Origin of the sequence: Bradyrhizobium yuanmingense (assembly GCF_900094575.1) — a bacterium.
Classification (GTDB): Bacteria; Pseudomonadota; Alphaproteobacteria; order Rhizobiales; family Xanthobacteraceae; genus Bradyrhizobium; species Bradyrhizobium yuanmingense.
The window spans coordinates 98,804-113,203 of the sequence record NZ_FMAE01000010.1 but is presented as its reverse complement, the minus strand read 5'-3'; the positions used below and the strand labels follow the sequence as shown (position 1 = coordinate 113,203).

Genomic DNA, 14,400 nt, shown 5'->3' with positions numbered 1-14,400 from the left:
ACCTCTATCCCGCCGTCACGTCGACCACCTCGCCACCCTCCAGCACCTTGGCCGCCTTGGCCGGGCGAGATCGCCTTCCCAGGCCGCGACCGCGACGGTTGCGACGCAATTGCCGACGAGGTTGCCGAGCGCGCAGGCCACGGTGCCAGATTGTCGCGGTTTCACCGGAGAAACCGGGTTATTCCGCCGCCTTCGCCGTCTTGCCGAACATCCGCGTCGGGGCCGGGAAGCCGCACGAGGTGCCGTCGGTGACCTTGACCTGATTTTCCCACGGCAATCGGAAGGTGCCGGCGACCATGTCCTGCATGAAGGTGTAGGGGCAGTCCATCGCGCCGCCCTTCACCGCGACATAGCCGCGGTGCCAGAGCTGGTAGATGTTGTTTTCGACGCCCCAGTTGATGCGGGCTTCGCGCACGAGATCCGGCCGGACCTCTGCGGTGATGATCTCGTCGGCACGGCCGGTCGTACCATGCGCCAGGACCGTGCCGTCGAAATTGACGATCATGCCTTCGCCCATGGAATCGAACGAGCCGTCCGAGCCGCACATGCAGACATTTGCGGTGATCATCAGATTCTGAAACGAATTGGCCTGGTTGGTGAAGCGCCAGGCTTCGCGGATCGGCGCGGTGTAGCCGGCGGTGCGGATCATGATCTCCGCGCCTTTGTAGGCGCATTCCCGTGCCATCTCCGGGAACATGCCGTCATGGCAGATGATCAGCGCGATCTTCGCGCCCTTCGGTCCCTCGATCACGGGAATGCCGATGTCGCCGGGCTCCCACGGCTCGACCGGAATCCAGGGATGAAGTTTGCGATAGTAGAGCTTGATCTCGCCGTGATCGTCGATGATCAGGCCCGAGTTGTAGGGATTGCCATGCGGGTTGAACTCCATGATGGAGAAGCAGCCCCAGATCTTGTTATCGACACAGGCCTGCTTGAAGGCCGCAACCTCCGGTCCGTCAAGCCGACACATGATCTCCGGATTGGTGTCCATCGACAGGCCGTGCAGCGAGTATTCGGGGAAGACCACCAGATCCATGGTGGAGAGATTGCGGCGGGCCTTGCCGACCATCCAGACGATGCGCTCGGTCTGCCTGGCGAGATCGGCCGCGCTCACCACGCTAGGCAGCTGCAGCTGCACAAGTCCGATAACCACACCGTTGGGGGATTTGTTCAGCCCGCCAAGCCCGTTCATGATCAGCTCCCTTGCCTGTCTGGCGCAGCGTCGTTGCGCGCCAGATCTTGTCGCAAGAAGCAAATCCGATTTCGATGAAGAGCTAAAGGTTATTTTTCAGGCGATGGCGCAGTTACGCGGCAGCAGGCGATCTCGTCACGCCACGAGATCGAGCAGCCGGCATGAGCCGCGCACCAGCACCTTGCGTCCTGTGGATGTTATCGCAGGCACGCCGTCATTCATGACAACGAGGCCGAGCTTGGCGAGGCTTTCGACGAGATAGGCCTTCGCGAGGCGACCGTTCGACACCGGGTTGCGAAGCGCCTTTAGCGCTTCCCACTGGTCGGTCGATAGATCAAACTCGAAATCGTTGCTCATGGTGCCTCAGCCGATCGTCCGGTTCGCGTGCCCCTGTTAGCGGCGCCGCATGAAGACCATGCGACGACAATGAGTCGGGAATTCGGTCAGCTGTTTAGAACATCTCTTCACAAATTGCGGCACTTCGTTGCGCCACAAGAGTTAACGTCGTTAGTGCACGACTACCGTCACGTTCTCCGATCACTAATTGATGATCCGCACTTGATGTTGCGATGCGAGCTGCCGCAGTGCACGGCAAGCATCACTGTCCTATTTGGCGTCGCGATATGCACAGAAATGATGAGGCGGGAGATTGAGGACTCTGTTACCTTGGCCTGCGGGGAATGGCTTCACACGGCCGGAGTGGAGTGCATGAACAGGCTGGTGGAAATTCGCAGGCAGGAATTCCTTTGCCGAGAGCGCGCGGCGCTCGATTCGAAGCGCCGGCCGTTCTGGCTGGCGCAGGCAGAAGAATGGGAGCAGCGCGCGCTCGACGAAATCGCGCGTCACTTTCGGGAATGCAATCAGGCCGAGCTGAACGCCGCCTGACGGAGGCGGCTGTTATTGCTTATTGATAAGTCGCCACAATATCGGAAACAGCGCGTTCGAGCTGTTGCGCGGTGGCGCATTGGCGCACGACGCTGCAAAAGGTTGCGTAGCGCGGCATCTCGGAATCGCCAAAGCCCCAGGCGAGCCGCCCCTCGGGATTGAGCCAGACCAACCGCTTCGAACGCTCGGAGATCCGGCGCAAAATGTCGGCGCGTGGGTCGAGATTGTTGCTGCGGGCATCGCCGAGCACGATCACCGTGGTCTGCGGCGTCAGCGCGCTCATGAACTCCTTCTCGAAATCGACCAGCGAGGCGCCGTAATCCGACGAGCCGAAACCGACCTTGGACATGATCTCGGACATCGCCTCCTCCGGCGACTTCGTCTCCAGGATCTCGCTGACCTCGATCAGGTGCGAAGAGAAGGCGAAGGAGCGGACGTCGTCGACCACCTCGTGCAGCGAGTGGATCAGCAGCAGGAAGAAGTCCGAGACTTGCGCAACGGAGCCCGAGACGTCGCACAGCGCGACGATCTTCGGCCTGTCGCGATGCTTGCGCTTCCATGCCGTGAGGAAGGGCACGCCGCCCCAGGCTGCGTTGCGGCGGAGCGTGCGGCGAACGTCGAGATGGCCGCGGCGCTGGCGCTTGCGCGGCTTGGAATAGCGCTCGCGCAGCCGGCGTGCGATCTGGCGGATGAGGGCACGCATCTCGGCGACCTGGCGCCGCTCGATGCGGGCAAGCGGCGCGTTGCGCAGGATCTCGTTGCGGAGGTTCTCGGCCTCCTCGCGGGCATAGAGTGCGAGCCCTTGCGAGACCGTATCGCGCACGGCTTCGCGCAAGGCATCGAGCGCGGCGCGCAGGCGCTCGGCCAGCGACGGGTTGGTCGCGGTCAGTTGGTCGAGATCGTCGCGCAGGCGCTGGAGGCCCATGGCGTCGAGGATGCGGCTGGAGAATATGCCGCGCTGGGTGGAGTAGCGGATGTCGGACAGGGAGGCCGCGCCGGAGGCGCTGGCAATCGCGGCAGCGATCGCGTTGCGATCCTGCGACAATAGCATCTGCGCCAAGGGACCCAGGCCCTGGGAAGGCTGACCTTCGCCCGCCTCGCTCGCCGAGCCGGCGGAGGGCGGCTGATCCTCGCCTTGCGCAGCATCGTCTTCGCCGGCAGCCTCAGGCTGCTCCTGTCGCGGCTCCGGCTGGCTGAAGAACAGATCAAAGCAGTCGCCGAGCGCGAGCTTCTCGTCCTGCGACTTGGCGAGCGTCAGCAGCAGCGCATCGCGTAGCACGGCGCGGTCGGAGATGCCGACCTGCGCGACGGCGCGCATCGCATCGATGCTTTCGGCCGGCGAGACGTCAACGCCAGCCCCGCGTGCCGCCCGAAAGAAGCGATGGAGATTTTCGCGCATCGGCGTCAACCGAAGACGTTGGACCGGGCCGCCTTGGCAATGAAGGTCGTCACCTGCGGCGTCGCGGCCTCGATGTCGGCTTCGTATTTCAGGAGCACGTTGAGCGTGTCCTTGACGATCTCAGTATCGAGTTCGGAAGCCTGGAGCAGTACCAGCACACGCGCCCAGTCGATGGTCTCGCTGACCGAGGGCAGCTTCTTCAGATCCAGCGAGCGGATCTCGTGGATGAAGCCGACCATCTGCCGGCGCAGCGTCTGCGAGATGCCGGGCACACGGCTTTCGACGATGCGCTCCTCGAGCCGCTGCTCGGGAAAGCCGATATGCAGATGCAGGCAGCGTCGCTTCAGGGCATCGCCGAGGTCGCGCTCGCTGTTGGAGGTGAGGATCACCGTCGGCGGCGTGATCGCCGAAACGGTTCCGAGCTCGGGGATCGTGACCTGGAAGTCGGACAGGATTTCCAGCAGCAGCGATTCGAATTCGGCGTCCGACTTGTCGATCTCGTCGATCAGGAGCACGCAGCCGCCCGGCTGCTCAAGCGCCTGGAGCAGCGGCCGCGGCTCGACGAATTCCTTGGAGAAGAACACGTCGCCGAAATCGTGGAGCTGGTCGAGCGCGGCATGCAGCGTCTGCGCGCCGCCGAGAACCTCGCCGAGCTTGTCCTTGAGGATCTGCGTGTAGAGAAGCTGCTTGGCGTATTTCCACTCGTAGAGCGCCTTGGCCTCGTCGAGGCCCTCATAGCATTGCAGGCGGATCATCTTCATGCCGCGCCAAGCCGCGATCGCCTTGGCGAGCTCGGTCTTGCCGACGCCCGCGGGGCCCTCGACCAGGATCGGCTTCTCGATCTGCTGCGACAAATAGACGGCAGTCGCGATCTGCCGGCTCGCGATGTAGCCCTGCGCGGCGAGGCCGCTCTCCACTGCCTCGATCGAGGTCGAGGCCTTCTGATCAGCCACGAAAGGGCGCTCCCAAAGGTCTTGCTTGAGGCTTGTTCTGCCTGCGTTCCAGGCAAAGAACAAGCCACGTTTGGGAGACATCTGACCCGCGTGAACGGCGTTTTTCCGCTAAGCGCAAATAGTTGAGCGCTTCGCTGTTGGCGCGATCAGTGCCGCAGCAGCTCCGGCTTGCGGATCGTCTGCCTCAGCTCGGCGCCGCAATCGGCGCATTCATAGACGAAGTCGATCTTGGCTAGGCTCCAATGCGGCTCGACCTCGCGCACATACATCGGCAGGAACCCCATACAGGTAGGGCAATTCACTGGCGCGATTTCGACGTCCTGATGATGCTGAACGTAAGCTGGCATCTCGGCTCTCCTTCGCAGGCGACCATCAAACCCCGCGCAAGGCTACTGCGGGTCGCCGCGGGGCCCTCATCAACTCTTTCGAACGGAGGCGGAACGGCGGCTGTTTGTGGTTCGCTGTGACATTCTTGTTACGGCTTCTATACTGTAACGGGCGGACCAAATGCCTATTTCACAGGCCGATCCGGTGTTCGAACTTTCATTTCAACGATAAAGGAGCACGCCCATGACGCATGCCATTCGCTTTCACAAAACCGGCGGTCCGGAAGTCCTGGTCTGGGAGGAGGTCAGCGTCGGCAAACCTGGGCCCGGCGAGGCGCGCATCCGCCACACCGCGGTCGGCCTCAATTTCGTCGACATCTATAACCGTTCCGGCCTCTATCCGGCGCAACTGCCGAGCGGGCTCGGCAGCGAGGCGGCTGGCGTCGTCGAAGAGGTCGGGCCTGGCGTCAGCGATCTGAAGCCGGGCGATCGCGTCGCTTATGGCGCCTCGCCGCTCGGGGCGTATGCGGAGGCGCGGCTGATCCCCGCCGACCGGCTGTTGAAATTGCCCGACGGCGTCGACGACAAGACGGCGGCGGCGATGATGCTCAAGGGGCTCACCACGCAATATCTGATCCGCCAGACCTATCGGGTGAAAGCCGGCGATACCATCCTGCTGCATGCGGCCGCCGGCGGTGTCGGCCTGATCTTGAGCCAGTGGGCCAAGCATCTCGGCGCGACCGTGATCGGCACCGTCAGCAACGACGAGAAGGCGAAGCTCGCCAAGGCGCATGGCTGCGACCATGTCATCATCTATACAAGGGAAGATTTCGTGAAGCGGGTCGACGAGATCACCGGCGGCAAGAAAGTGCCAGTGGTTTACGACTCCGTCGGCAAGGACACGTTCCTGAAATCGCTGGATTGCCTCGCCCCGCTCGGCGTCGCTGCGCTGTTCGGCCAGTCCTCCGGCGCGGTGGAGCCGCTTAATCTTGGCCTGCTCGCCCAGAAGGGCTCGCTCTACGTCACGCGTCCGACGCTGTTTACCTACGCCGCCAAGCGCGAAAATCTGGTGGCGATGGCGAATGAGCTGTTCGACGTCGTCAAGTCCGGCGCGGTCAAGATCGAGGTGCACCAGACCTACCCGCTGAAGGACGCCGCCAAGGCGCATGCCGATCTTGCGGCACGCAAGACCACGGGATCGACCGTTCTCCTTGTGTAATGCCCAACGGGATGGTGGCGCGAGCTCTAAAGCGCGATGCGATTAGGATGAATCATCATCTCGCTTTAGGCTGTTGATTGATCATGATCGTTTCGGAAAACCGCTGCACACTTTGCGCTAACGCGGCCCTTCAGGTCCGGATCATGCTGTGGGCCTGCGTCACGTCCTCTCGTGCTTGCGCAGGTCGTGGATGTGGTCGAGGCGGATTGCCTGAAGATCGACGTCCTCGGGCTCGATCTGTGGGAGGGCCGCCTCGGCCAGGATGGCCGCGGTGACATCTTCGACCGAGTTCTCCACGATCTCGTGGATGAACGAGACGTTCCGATACTCACCCGAGGCGAGGCGGGAAATGACCTCGCGCCGGGTGATTTCGGGATCGACGACCGCCTCGCGGCCCCGCCGTCCATAATCGATCATCACGACGAAGTATTGCATGAAACGACCCTGCCGCGCCCCATGGTCGGGACGCGGCAGATTATTTCCGAAAATCGGAACTATGTCAAGTGTGATTTCTTTTAATCAGAAGTGGCAGCCCTCATTTGCTCTTCTTGCGCGGCCGCGCCGACTTCGCGCGCAGCCGCTCAAGCTGTCCCTTGGGCATGGACAGGCAGATCTCCCCGACCCAGTCAAGCTTGACGCCGACGATCGGCTTGGCATTGAAGCTCGTGAGGTTGACCACTGAGGGAGATTTGCCCCGCTCGATGGTCTTCAGATAGCGCTCGCCGGTCTTGAGGCGGACCACTGCCTCTTCGCCGTAGAAGCTCGACAGCGGGTGGCGCTGGTCCTTGTAGACGACGATCACGTCGCCGCTTTCGTATTTGGGCAGCATCGAATCGCCCACGATCTCGAATGCGATCGTCTCTTCCATGATCGGGAAGGGCAACGCGACGTCGCCGAGACCTTCCGGCGGAACCTGTTCGTAGTCCGGCTCGATCACGGCGCCGGCTCCGACGCGCCCCATGATCGGCGCGAGATTGAGCTCGAGATATTCCATGATCGGAATGATCTCCGAGGCCTTCACCAGGCGCTCGCCGCCGAGAATCTCCGAGACCGCGCCGGGCCGCACGCCCATGGCCGCAGCCAGGCCGCCCTTGCTCTTGCCCGTCTTCTCCAGGCCCCGCTCGATCATTGCTACGTCCAACATGGTGATTCCCTCGATTGCGCACCGTCTCGCCTCTTGTAATCCGAAATTCGGAATTGATGCAATTATGAATATCAGAAATACGGCTTGACTCTATATTCGGAATAACGGAATGTGCGTCTCGCCTCCCGGGTGGAGGCGCATCACAGGACAGCAGCATGGAACCGGGCCATTGGCCGTCGGAGCACTCCGACGCGCTTCGCGACTATTTTCACAAAGGCATGTCTTATGCGGAGATCGGAAGACAGATAAACGCAAGGTTTGGAACGGCTTATACGCGCAGCGCGGTGGTCGGCCGCGCCAAGCGGCTCCGGCTCATCGTGCCGCAATGGATGACGAGCCCGGCGCTCGCGCCGCCCTTGCCGGGTGAACCCAGCCTGCTTTCGCCGCGCCGGGTGGCGTGGCCGAGCCTCAATCTGCCGCCGAAGTCCGCCATGAAGCCTGCGGCGCGGGTGAAGTTGCGCTGTGTCGGCATCCAGCCGCGCCTGATCCAATTGGTCGAGCTCGAGCCGGCCGACTGCCGCTATCCCTATGGCGGCGACAAGGACGGTGAGGAGATCACCTTCTGCGGCCACCCGCGCCAGCCGGGCTCGAGCTATTGCGCGCCGCATGGCCGTCTGACGCGCCGTTCCGAGGCTGCGTCGGCGGCCCGTGCCGCAGGCCCGGTCGTGCTGAAGCTGGTCTCGGCGCTCTGACGGTGCCGCCCTCCGTTCAACTCTCAGTCTTGCAAGGAGATCCGAGTGGCTCGTGCCCGACGCAACAAGTCCTACAAATTGGCGCAGATCTACGACCGGCGGTCGCGGGAGGTGCCGTTCAACGCCGAGATCGCGGAGGTGGAGGTCGACAATCCGCTCGCGCTCGATTCCGGCGAGAAGATCCTGGCGATCCGATCGGTCCGCGGCGATCCGCTTGGCCGGCTGCACGCGCACCATCAGATCGACGAGGCGCAGTACCGCGGCGGCCGCGCCTTCCAGAACGATTGGGAGCGGGCGGAGCGCGGCCCGCAGGCGGTGGATACGACGCGCGAATATGTCGATGGGACGGGCACGCGTGAGCCCGTCACCGAAAGCCAGCGCCAGGCGGTGCTGCGGCTCAACAGGATCGAACGAGAGCTCGGCACCGACGGCGCCGCGCTGGTGCACGACGTGCTGGTGCTGGGTCTGACCATGGATCAGGTTGGGCAGCGTCGTGCCGTCCGCACGCAACGCTGGAACGATTACTTCGCGCGGCGTTTCCGCGAATGCCTGGACCGGCTGGCGCTGATCTACGGCTTCGCGACGGAGACGGGAACGGCGCGCGGGGGGCGACGTGGATGATTGCGGAGCGCCGGCGGTCTCGGCCGCCGGCGTCCCGCCCATTGCTTACGGGTGAGGGACGATCTGGTAAGGCGTGGTGTAGGGCTCGACGCGCAGCGAGGCATGGGCCAGCAGCCCGATCTTGGCTGTCGGTGCCTGCTGTAATTCGCCGTTGGGGCCACGATGCACGTTGTATTGCCAGACGGTGAGATCGCCCTTCTGTGCCAGCGCGTGTGCAACGGCGCTCGCATCATTGCCGCCGAGCGCCTGAAGCTCCTGCGCCGACAGTCCGACGACGATTTCGTCCTTGACGGTGACGATCTTGAACAGGTTCATCTTGGTCTCCTGCGCCCATGCGCCTTGTGTCGAGAGGGTGAGAAGCGCGATTGCGGCGCCCTTGATGAGATCGCAGCGAGAAAGCATGCCGTCGTCCTTTTGGTGCTGAGGCGCGCCCAAATCGAAGAGTTTTCAGCCATGGCGCCCGTGTCTGCGTGGCCGTGCCGCAACGGCTTGGTCGCTCGCGCGTGGACGGCGGTTCACGGTGGACTGGCCGCGAGATCGACTTTCACCCGCTTAATGCAACCGCCGGGACGGATTCAACAAATGCGTGTAGCTTGCTGAAGAATCGCCAATTCGTGCGCGCTAACGTGCATTTAACATCGGAAACACGACGAAACCCCGTGTTGATTGACAGCAAGAGGGGCTGTGCGCGTGATTGATGACGCTTCTTGACGCAGGTGGGTGACGGCGATCGATATTCCTGTTATCCGGAAAACGCTGTGGCGCGATGCAGACCAAGCATCGCTATACCCACGGTTGGGCTTGCCGGATGGGTTGTTGCTTGGCATAGTTGCAACCAGATGGAAGCCGTCGTTTGGACGCGGTTCAGCCTGCAACCCGGCGGGTCCCTTCGGCCGAACGTTCGTCGCCATAGTTCTGTTGCGGCGTTCGGTTCTCGAGCGGATCACGACCGATGCTTGTCATAGGTGCGAGATGAAAAACCTCAATTTCGCGGCTGAGCTGCATCTCAAGCTCGGTGTGCCTGCAGGCAGCACCGTGGAAAGTCTGCGCCTGCTCCGGGCCTTCCTGAAGCTCGCGCCGCGACAGCGCTTCGAGGTGATCAAGCTGGTCGAAGATCTCGCCACCGACGAAGCTCTTCCCGAGCACCCCTTATCCTAGAGCCCGGCCGCGCGCCCATCCTGCCCATTTTCCTGCCAGAGCAGGCTCCCCGGCATCGTTCGCCGGAGCGCTGGCGGCTGGATGGCGGTCAGGCAAATGTGGTATTCAGACGGAAAAAGGGAGGAGTGAGACCATGATCGAACCGAAAATCGAAGTTCCGGCCGAACTGCGTGATTTGGCCGAGAAGACCATCGACCAGGCCGAAAAGGCCTTCGGCATGTTCTTTGAAGCGGCGACCAAATCGATGTCGTCCGTTCCGGGGGCGGGGACAGAGGTGTCGAAGCAGGCGTTGGCTTTCACGGAGCAGAACATGAAGTCGGCCTTCGAGCATGCGCGCAAGCTGGTGCATGCCACCGACCTCCAGGAGGCGATGCGAATCCAATCCGATTTCCTCCGCAGTCAGTTCACCAGCGCCGGAGATCACATGCGTCAGATGACCGGCAGTCTCATGCAACCCGGCAAGGGCAAGTCCTGATTTTCGGTCTGTGTACAGCGTGCCCACAAATTGATCTTGTATGACGTGAAGATCCGCGCTTCGATACCGGTGCAGGTCCATGATGGGCCACCGAATGATCTCATTCGCCGTCTGTCATCCTTTCTGCTGATCCCTGCCGGTCCACCGGCAGGGATTTGCATTTGCAGCCTTCGTGCAGCCCGGCGTGACCATCCGGGATGAAGCTCAGACTATTGCTGAAGTATGACCTTCGGAAAAGCGCGCCGCTCGGTTTGCGCGAGCGCGGCCTTCGGCGGCCGATCAGGCATCTAACGCAGCGATGCGATGTAGGCCGCGATATCGCCGGCTTCGGTTCGGCTCAGGGGAAAATTCGGCATCTTCGGGTGCGGATCGAGCAGGAAGAATGCGAGCCTTTCCGCACTGAAATCCGGCCTGCGCGCGACTGACGCAAAGGAAGGGACGTCGGCGCTCGCCTGAGCCTGTCCGTTCGCCACGACATGGCAGCTCGCGCACCAGCGCCTGGCGAGTTCGGCGCCGTGACCGGCATCAGCACCGAGAGCGGACGACGAGCCGAAGCCAGAGACGAGGCCAAGCAGCAGGAAAATCCGTCTCACATGTCGGAGCATAGGGCAATCTTTCTGCATTCGCTTGCGGCTGCCGCGCTCATCCGCAGCAGGATCCTGGAAATTGCGAGAGATCGATGCGAGCGACGATCGAGCGCAGCAGCCTGCGGGTCGAACGATAGAGATGCCGCATGAATGCCGGCACCCTCGCCGCGGGCAGGCCCTTCGGAACAAGGCTTTTCGTACCAAGACTTCCGGTATAGTGCGACACGTGTCTCTCCGACAGCATGTGGTTTCTTAGCGTGCCGTGTCGGAGCCGCCTTGATCTGCCGCAAAGCGTCCCGGCCAATAGTCGCCCGGGTTCATGATCATTGCGCTCTTCGTATCCGCAGGCGTGAGCGCGCTGCTGGCGCTGTCACGCAGGAAGCGGTCGAGCGTCTCCTCACGATGAGGCTCATCAGCGTCTGTGCCCGTGGAAACTCCGGCCGCGCACTCCGGCCTCATTCTGAGGAGCCCGCCTCAAGCGGGAGTCTCGAAGGATGGCCGCGGGGAAAAGCTGTCAGGATGCGACATCCCGCCCGAAGGACCGGGCGGCTAGAGACAGCTCGCCCGGCCGCGTTCGGGGCAGAGCCGGAACGCGCTCGACAGCGTGAAAAGAAAGCGTGGGCTGCGACGCTCGTTGTCCGGCGCCCGGTAGCTTAAGGGGACGGCGACGCCGAAATCGGCCTGGAGGTCGTCCGGCAGGAAGAAGCGCACACCGGCTCCGGCCGATGTCAGCGACAGCCCGTCGCTCGGGCGATAACCGTGGTTCCAGACTGCGCCAGCGTCGCCAAAGGCATAGAGCTGGTAGCCGGTCCAATAGCGGAAATTGAGCTTCTGGTCGAAGCGCAGCTCGAGCGAGCCGGCAAGGCCGTTGTCGCCGCTGATCTCGGCTGCGCCATAGCCACGGCCGAAGGCCGCGCCGCCGAGATAGAATTGTTGCGAAGTGAACAGCGGGCGCGACGCCGTCTGGCTCGCGGCAGCGAGCTTGAGCGACCAGACATCGTTGAGTGTCTGGTAGCGCGTGAACCAGAGATTCAGGACCGAGAAGTTCGAGGAGGCTCCGTCGCGTGACAACAGATCGTCCTCGAAATGTGAGGCGCCAAAAACGTCGAGCCCCTGACGGTAGGTCAGAGTCGCAAAATTGGTGCCGCCAAAAGGATCCAACAGCCGGTAGTCGGCGGTCAGGCTCGCCGTCCTGATGTGGTCGTTGTACCAGGGCCCGTAAAGGTCATGCTCGGACACATTGCTGAAGGTCGTGGCGGCGGTCAGCGTGAGCGTGGAGGATTGCGACTGCAACGGGACCATGCTGGCACGCAGCTCGAACGCCTGGGTCGTGGTGATGTCGCTATCGAGCCGGCGCATATCGCCCGGCCTTACCGCGCTGTACAGCACGGAAGCACCCAGGCGGACACCGTCGACGCCGACGGGCGCATCGTACGACAGCCGTGCGAAGCCGAGTTGGCGGGGGTCGTTGGCAATGGTCGACAGGTTGACCGCCAATGCATCGCCGGGCGTGAGGTAAGAGTTGAACGCGCCGGTGGCGTAGGTTTGCCAGGGACCGACCGACGAGGATCCGAGATTGTCGAGGCCGAACGAGGAGAAGACGTGCCAGGTTTTCAAGTAGATGGTCAGGCGGAAGCGGCCCGTCGTACCGCCGATCTCCTCCAGCGCAGTGTCGGTGATCCGGACGCCCGGCCTGCCATTGATCAGGAAGAGCTGGCGTTCGAGCGTTGCCAGTCGCGAAGGATGTTCGGTCAGAACCGGCGCCAGCATCGGCCTTACGCCGAACTGTTCGGCACCGTCGCCCTTCAGCTCGGCCTGCACGATCGCACCTTCCAGGACCTGAATCTGGACACGGCCGTCGGCGATGTCTTGTGGTGGCACGATGGCGCGGCTCAGATGAAAGCCGGCTTCGCGGTAGAGGTCGCTGATGGCGCCTGCGATCGCGGCCAGATCCGCCTGCGAGACCTTCCGGCCGAGATAAGGCTGGTAGACAGCGGCGATGCGATCAGGGGAAACCGCATGGGCGCCGCCGACGCTGACGCCGCGCAGCACGAATTGCGGCTTGGTATCGCCGCCCGTCGTGGGCTGTCCGACGCTCGGCAACCGGACCGGCGGCCGGCCGAGCGATTCCTGCTCGGTCTGGTTATCAAAATATTTCTCGGGCTGGCGCGGATCGAAGCCCGGCTGGTTCGCCTGTTGAGCGAGTGCCGCTGGAGTCGCCGCGAAAATTACTGCCGCCGATACCAATGCGGTAAGGAGATGCCGCGTCTCACCGCGCGCGTCGACTTTGTCTCCGTAGTTCAACGGAGGATCTGCCACGGGACGGTAAGGGTTCGTTAGCCGCATGATTTTTCATAGGTTTTTATGGTCAACGATTGGTTAATCCGGCCGCTCCGCTGGCCGCTTTCCGATAATCCTATCTTGAGTGATTTCGGATACCCCTCAGGCTTGGCTGTAAACGCGGGCTGAGGATCATCATGTTCGGCAGAGTTGGAATGCGGCGCGCCCTGGCGGCGGCGCTGATCCTGGGAATGGCTTCCAGCGCATTCGCGGCGGACGAGGGTGTGTGGTCGGTCAGCAAATCCTCGGGCGAGGTCTGGCTTGCCACGAGCGGCGCCCAGCAGGTGTCGTTGACGTCAGAAGGAACGCTGAAACCTGGCGATACCATTCGCACCGGTCGCAACGGGCGCGTTCTCCTCGTCCGCGGCGAGGAAACGATCCTGATCTCTCCCAATTCGATGGTGGGCCTGCCGGCCGAGAAGAAGGACGGCCTGTCGACCACCATCATCCAGCAGGCGGGTTCGATCCTGCTCGAGGTCGAGAAGCGCAACGTCAAGCATTTCGAGGTCGAGACGCCCTATCTCGCCGCCGTGGTCAAGGGAACGCAGTTCAGCGTCACGGTCGGTGCCGGTAGCACCAAGGTCGGCGTGCTCCGCGGCCAGGTCGAAGTCTCCGATTTCAAGACGGGACAGATTGCGCAAGTGATGCCCGGACAAGCGGCCACCGTCTTCGAACACGGCAAGCCCGGTCTCAGCCTCAGCGGTGCGGGGACGCTCAATCCGATCGAGCAGGGCAAGCCTCGTGCACCCACGATCGAGCGTGTCCCAGTGCCGAAGTCGGGCCTGTCGGCGCCGCGCCATGCGGCCAATGGCCATGCCATCCATGCGCTCGGCCCAGTCGACAAGGGAAGCAAGGCGGCCGGCGCACCCAAGGCCTCGGGGCAGGCGGCCGGGGGGCATGCCCCCAAGGCAGGAGCCGTGCGCATTTCGGCCGCGCTGGGAGAGGTCAAGCTGAACGTCCACAAGGCGACGCGCGGCCTTGCGCACGGCGGCGTTCCGCCGGGGCAGGCACGTAACGCGAATGCCAGGGGCGACAGTCAGACGGTCTGGAACGATGGCAAGACGAGCCCGGCTGCATCCAACGGCGCGGCAAGCAGCGGTGCCGCCAGCGCGAACGCCACGATCGCCGCAACGACGGCCGGCGCATCCAGCGATGCCCCGCGAGCAAACAACGGAAAGGACGGTGGCAACGGTAATTCGGGTAACAACAACGGCAACGGCGGCAACAGCGGCAACGGCGGCAATCCAAACAATAGCGGTAACGGCGGCAACAACGGTCACGGTAACAGCAGCCATGCCGACAACGGCGCCACCGGCAATGGCAGAGGCAACAACGGCCACGGCCATGGAAATGGCAGCAATGGGCACGGCAGACGCTGAACTCTAGGTGGACGCGTCCGTCGGGGCGGG

18 protein-coding genes and 1 pseudogene are annotated in these 14,400 nt (G+C 63.0%); 8 read left to right on the top strand and 11 right to left on the bottom strand.

The features are described from left to right. Positions 1–4 precede the first annotated feature (4 nt). The 3 genes and pseudogenes from GA0061099_RS42205 to GA0061099_RS31295 all read right to left on the bottom strand — a co-directional run. Positions 5–141, bottom strand: a pseudogene (locus GA0061099_RS42205) (C4-dicarboxylate transporter DctA); the annotation flags it as partial. Positions 142–178: 37 nt separating this feature from the next. Beyond that, positions 179–1,192, bottom strand: a complete 1,014-nt coding sequence (locus GA0061099_RS31300) for a formamidase (RefSeq protein ID WP_036007710.1) — start codon at positions 1,190–1,192, stop codon at positions 179–181. Positions 1,193–1,327: 135 nt separating this feature from the next. Beyond that, positions 1,328–1,549, bottom strand: a complete 222-nt coding sequence (locus GA0061099_RS31295) for a hypothetical protein (RefSeq protein WP_036007707.1) — start codon at positions 1,547–1,549, stop codon at positions 1,328–1,330. Between the two features lie 351 nt (positions 1,550–1,900). On the opposite strand from GA0061099_RS31295, the gene GA0061099_RS41480 reads away from it, so the two are divergent. Then, positions 1,901–2,077 carry a hypothetical protein gene (locus GA0061099_RS41480; RefSeq protein ID WP_167361687.1) on the top strand — a complete coding sequence of 59 codons (177 nt, stop codon included), beginning with the start codon at positions 1,901–1,903 and terminating at the stop codon, positions 2,075–2,077. A 19-nt stretch (positions 2,078–2,096) separates the two neighbouring features. Here GA0061099_RS41480 and GA0061099_RS31285 read toward each other — a convergent pair whose 3' ends face one another. The 3 genes from GA0061099_RS31285 to GA0061099_RS31275 all read right to left on the bottom strand — a co-directional run bounded on the left by GA0061099_RS31285 (position 2,097) and on the right by GA0061099_RS31275 (position 4,776). Continuing rightward, positions 2,097–3,476 (bottom strand): vWA domain-containing protein, encoded by a 1,380-nt coding sequence (locus tag GA0061099_RS31285; protein WP_036028962.1) that lies wholly within the window; start codon positions 3,474–3,476, stop codon positions 2,097–2,099. 5 nt (positions 3,477–3,481) lie between these two features. Further along, positions 3,482–4,429: an AAA family ATPase gene (locus GA0061099_RS31280; protein WP_036007771.1), complete on the bottom strand. Its 948-nt coding sequence runs from the start codon at positions 4,427–4,429 to the stop codon at positions 3,482–3,484. 146 nt (positions 4,430–4,575) lie between these two features. Next, complete coding sequence (locus GA0061099_RS31275; protein ID WP_036007702.1) at positions 4,576–4,776, bottom strand: hypothetical protein; 201 nt, start codon at positions 4,774–4,776, stop codon at positions 4,576–4,578. A 223-nt stretch (positions 4,777–4,999) separates the two neighbouring features. Here GA0061099_RS31275 and GA0061099_RS31270 point away from each other — a divergent pair, with 223 nt between their 5' ends. After that, positions 5,000–5,974 (top strand): quinone oxidoreductase family protein, encoded by a 975-nt coding sequence (locus GA0061099_RS31270; protein WP_036007700.1) that lies wholly within the window; start codon positions 5,000–5,002, stop codon positions 5,972–5,974. Between the two features lie 159 nt (positions 5,975–6,133). Here the strand turns inward: GA0061099_RS31270 and GA0061099_RS31265 are convergent, their stop codons facing one another. Further along, positions 6,134–6,409: a hypothetical protein gene (locus GA0061099_RS31265; RefSeq protein ID WP_036007697.1), complete on the bottom strand. Its 276-nt coding sequence runs from the start codon at positions 6,407–6,409 to the stop codon at positions 6,134–6,136. Between the two features lie 100 nt (positions 6,410–6,509). Next, complete coding sequence (locus tag GA0061099_RS31260; RefSeq protein ID WP_036007694.1) at positions 6,510–7,118, bottom strand: S24 family peptidase; 609 nt, start codon at positions 7,116–7,118, stop codon at positions 6,510–6,512. A 155-nt stretch (positions 7,119–7,273) separates the two neighbouring features. Between GA0061099_RS31260 and GA0061099_RS31255 the strand changes: the two genes are divergently transcribed. After that, entirely contained in the window at positions 7,274–7,810 is a 537-nt protein-coding gene (locus GA0061099_RS31255) for a GcrA family cell cycle regulator (RefSeq protein ID WP_036007691.1), read from the top strand. A 45-nt stretch (positions 7,811–7,855) separates the two neighbouring features. Continuing rightward, on the top strand, positions 7,856–8,431 hold the full coding sequence (locus GA0061099_RS31250; RefSeq protein ID WP_036007689.1) for a hypothetical protein: 576 nt from the start codon (positions 7,856–7,858) through the stop codon (positions 8,429–8,431). 45 nt (positions 8,432–8,476) lie between these two features. Here GA0061099_RS31250 and GA0061099_RS31245 read toward each other — a convergent pair whose 3' ends face one another. Further along, the gene (locus GA0061099_RS31245; RefSeq protein ID WP_036007687.1) at positions 8,477–8,833 is read right to left on the bottom strand and encodes a hypothetical protein; all 357 of its coding nucleotides are present in this window, start codon (positions 8,831–8,833) and stop codon (positions 8,477–8,479) included. 570 nt (positions 8,834–9,403) lie between these two features. Here GA0061099_RS31245 and GA0061099_RS42200 point away from each other — a divergent pair. Next, a complete protein-coding gene (locus tag GA0061099_RS42200) occupies positions 9,404–9,589 on the top strand; it encodes a hypothetical protein (RefSeq protein ID WP_036007684.1) in 186 nt (61 codons plus the stop codon). Positions 9,590–9,722: 133 nt separating this feature from the next. Next, on the top strand, positions 9,723–10,064 hold the full coding sequence (locus tag GA0061099_RS31235; protein ID WP_036007681.1) for a phasin: 342 nt from the start codon (positions 9,723–9,725) through the stop codon (positions 10,062–10,064). Between the two features lie 287 nt (positions 10,065–10,351). Here GA0061099_RS31235 and GA0061099_RS31230 read toward each other — a convergent pair whose 3' ends face one another. Next, complete coding sequence (locus GA0061099_RS31230; protein ID WP_036007678.1) at positions 10,352–10,669, bottom strand: c-type cytochrome; 318 nt, start codon at positions 10,667–10,669, stop codon at positions 10,352–10,354. A gap of 301 nt (positions 10,670–10,970) precedes the next feature. Here GA0061099_RS31230 and GA0061099_RS43415 point away from each other — a divergent pair, with 301 nt between their 5' ends. Then, positions 10,971–11,057: a hypothetical protein gene (locus GA0061099_RS43415; protein ID WP_478209843.1), complete on the top strand. Its 87-nt coding sequence runs from the start codon at positions 10,971–10,973 to the stop codon at positions 11,055–11,057. Between the two features lie 143 nt (positions 11,058–11,200). Here the strand turns inward: GA0061099_RS43415 and GA0061099_RS31220 are convergent, their stop codons facing one another. Continuing rightward, positions 11,201–12,997 (bottom strand): ShlB/FhaC/HecB family hemolysin secretion/activation protein, encoded by a 1,797-nt coding sequence (locus GA0061099_RS31220; RefSeq protein WP_036028832.1) that lies wholly within the window; start codon positions 12,995–12,997, stop codon positions 11,201–11,203. A gap of 131 nt (positions 12,998–13,128) precedes the next feature. Between GA0061099_RS31220 and GA0061099_RS31215 the strand changes: the two genes are divergently transcribed. After that, positions 13,129–14,370 (top strand): FecR domain-containing protein, encoded by a 1,242-nt coding sequence (locus GA0061099_RS31215; RefSeq protein WP_036028834.1) that lies wholly within the window; start codon positions 13,129–13,131, stop codon positions 14,368–14,370. Positions 14,371–14,400: the final 30 nt, after the last annotated feature.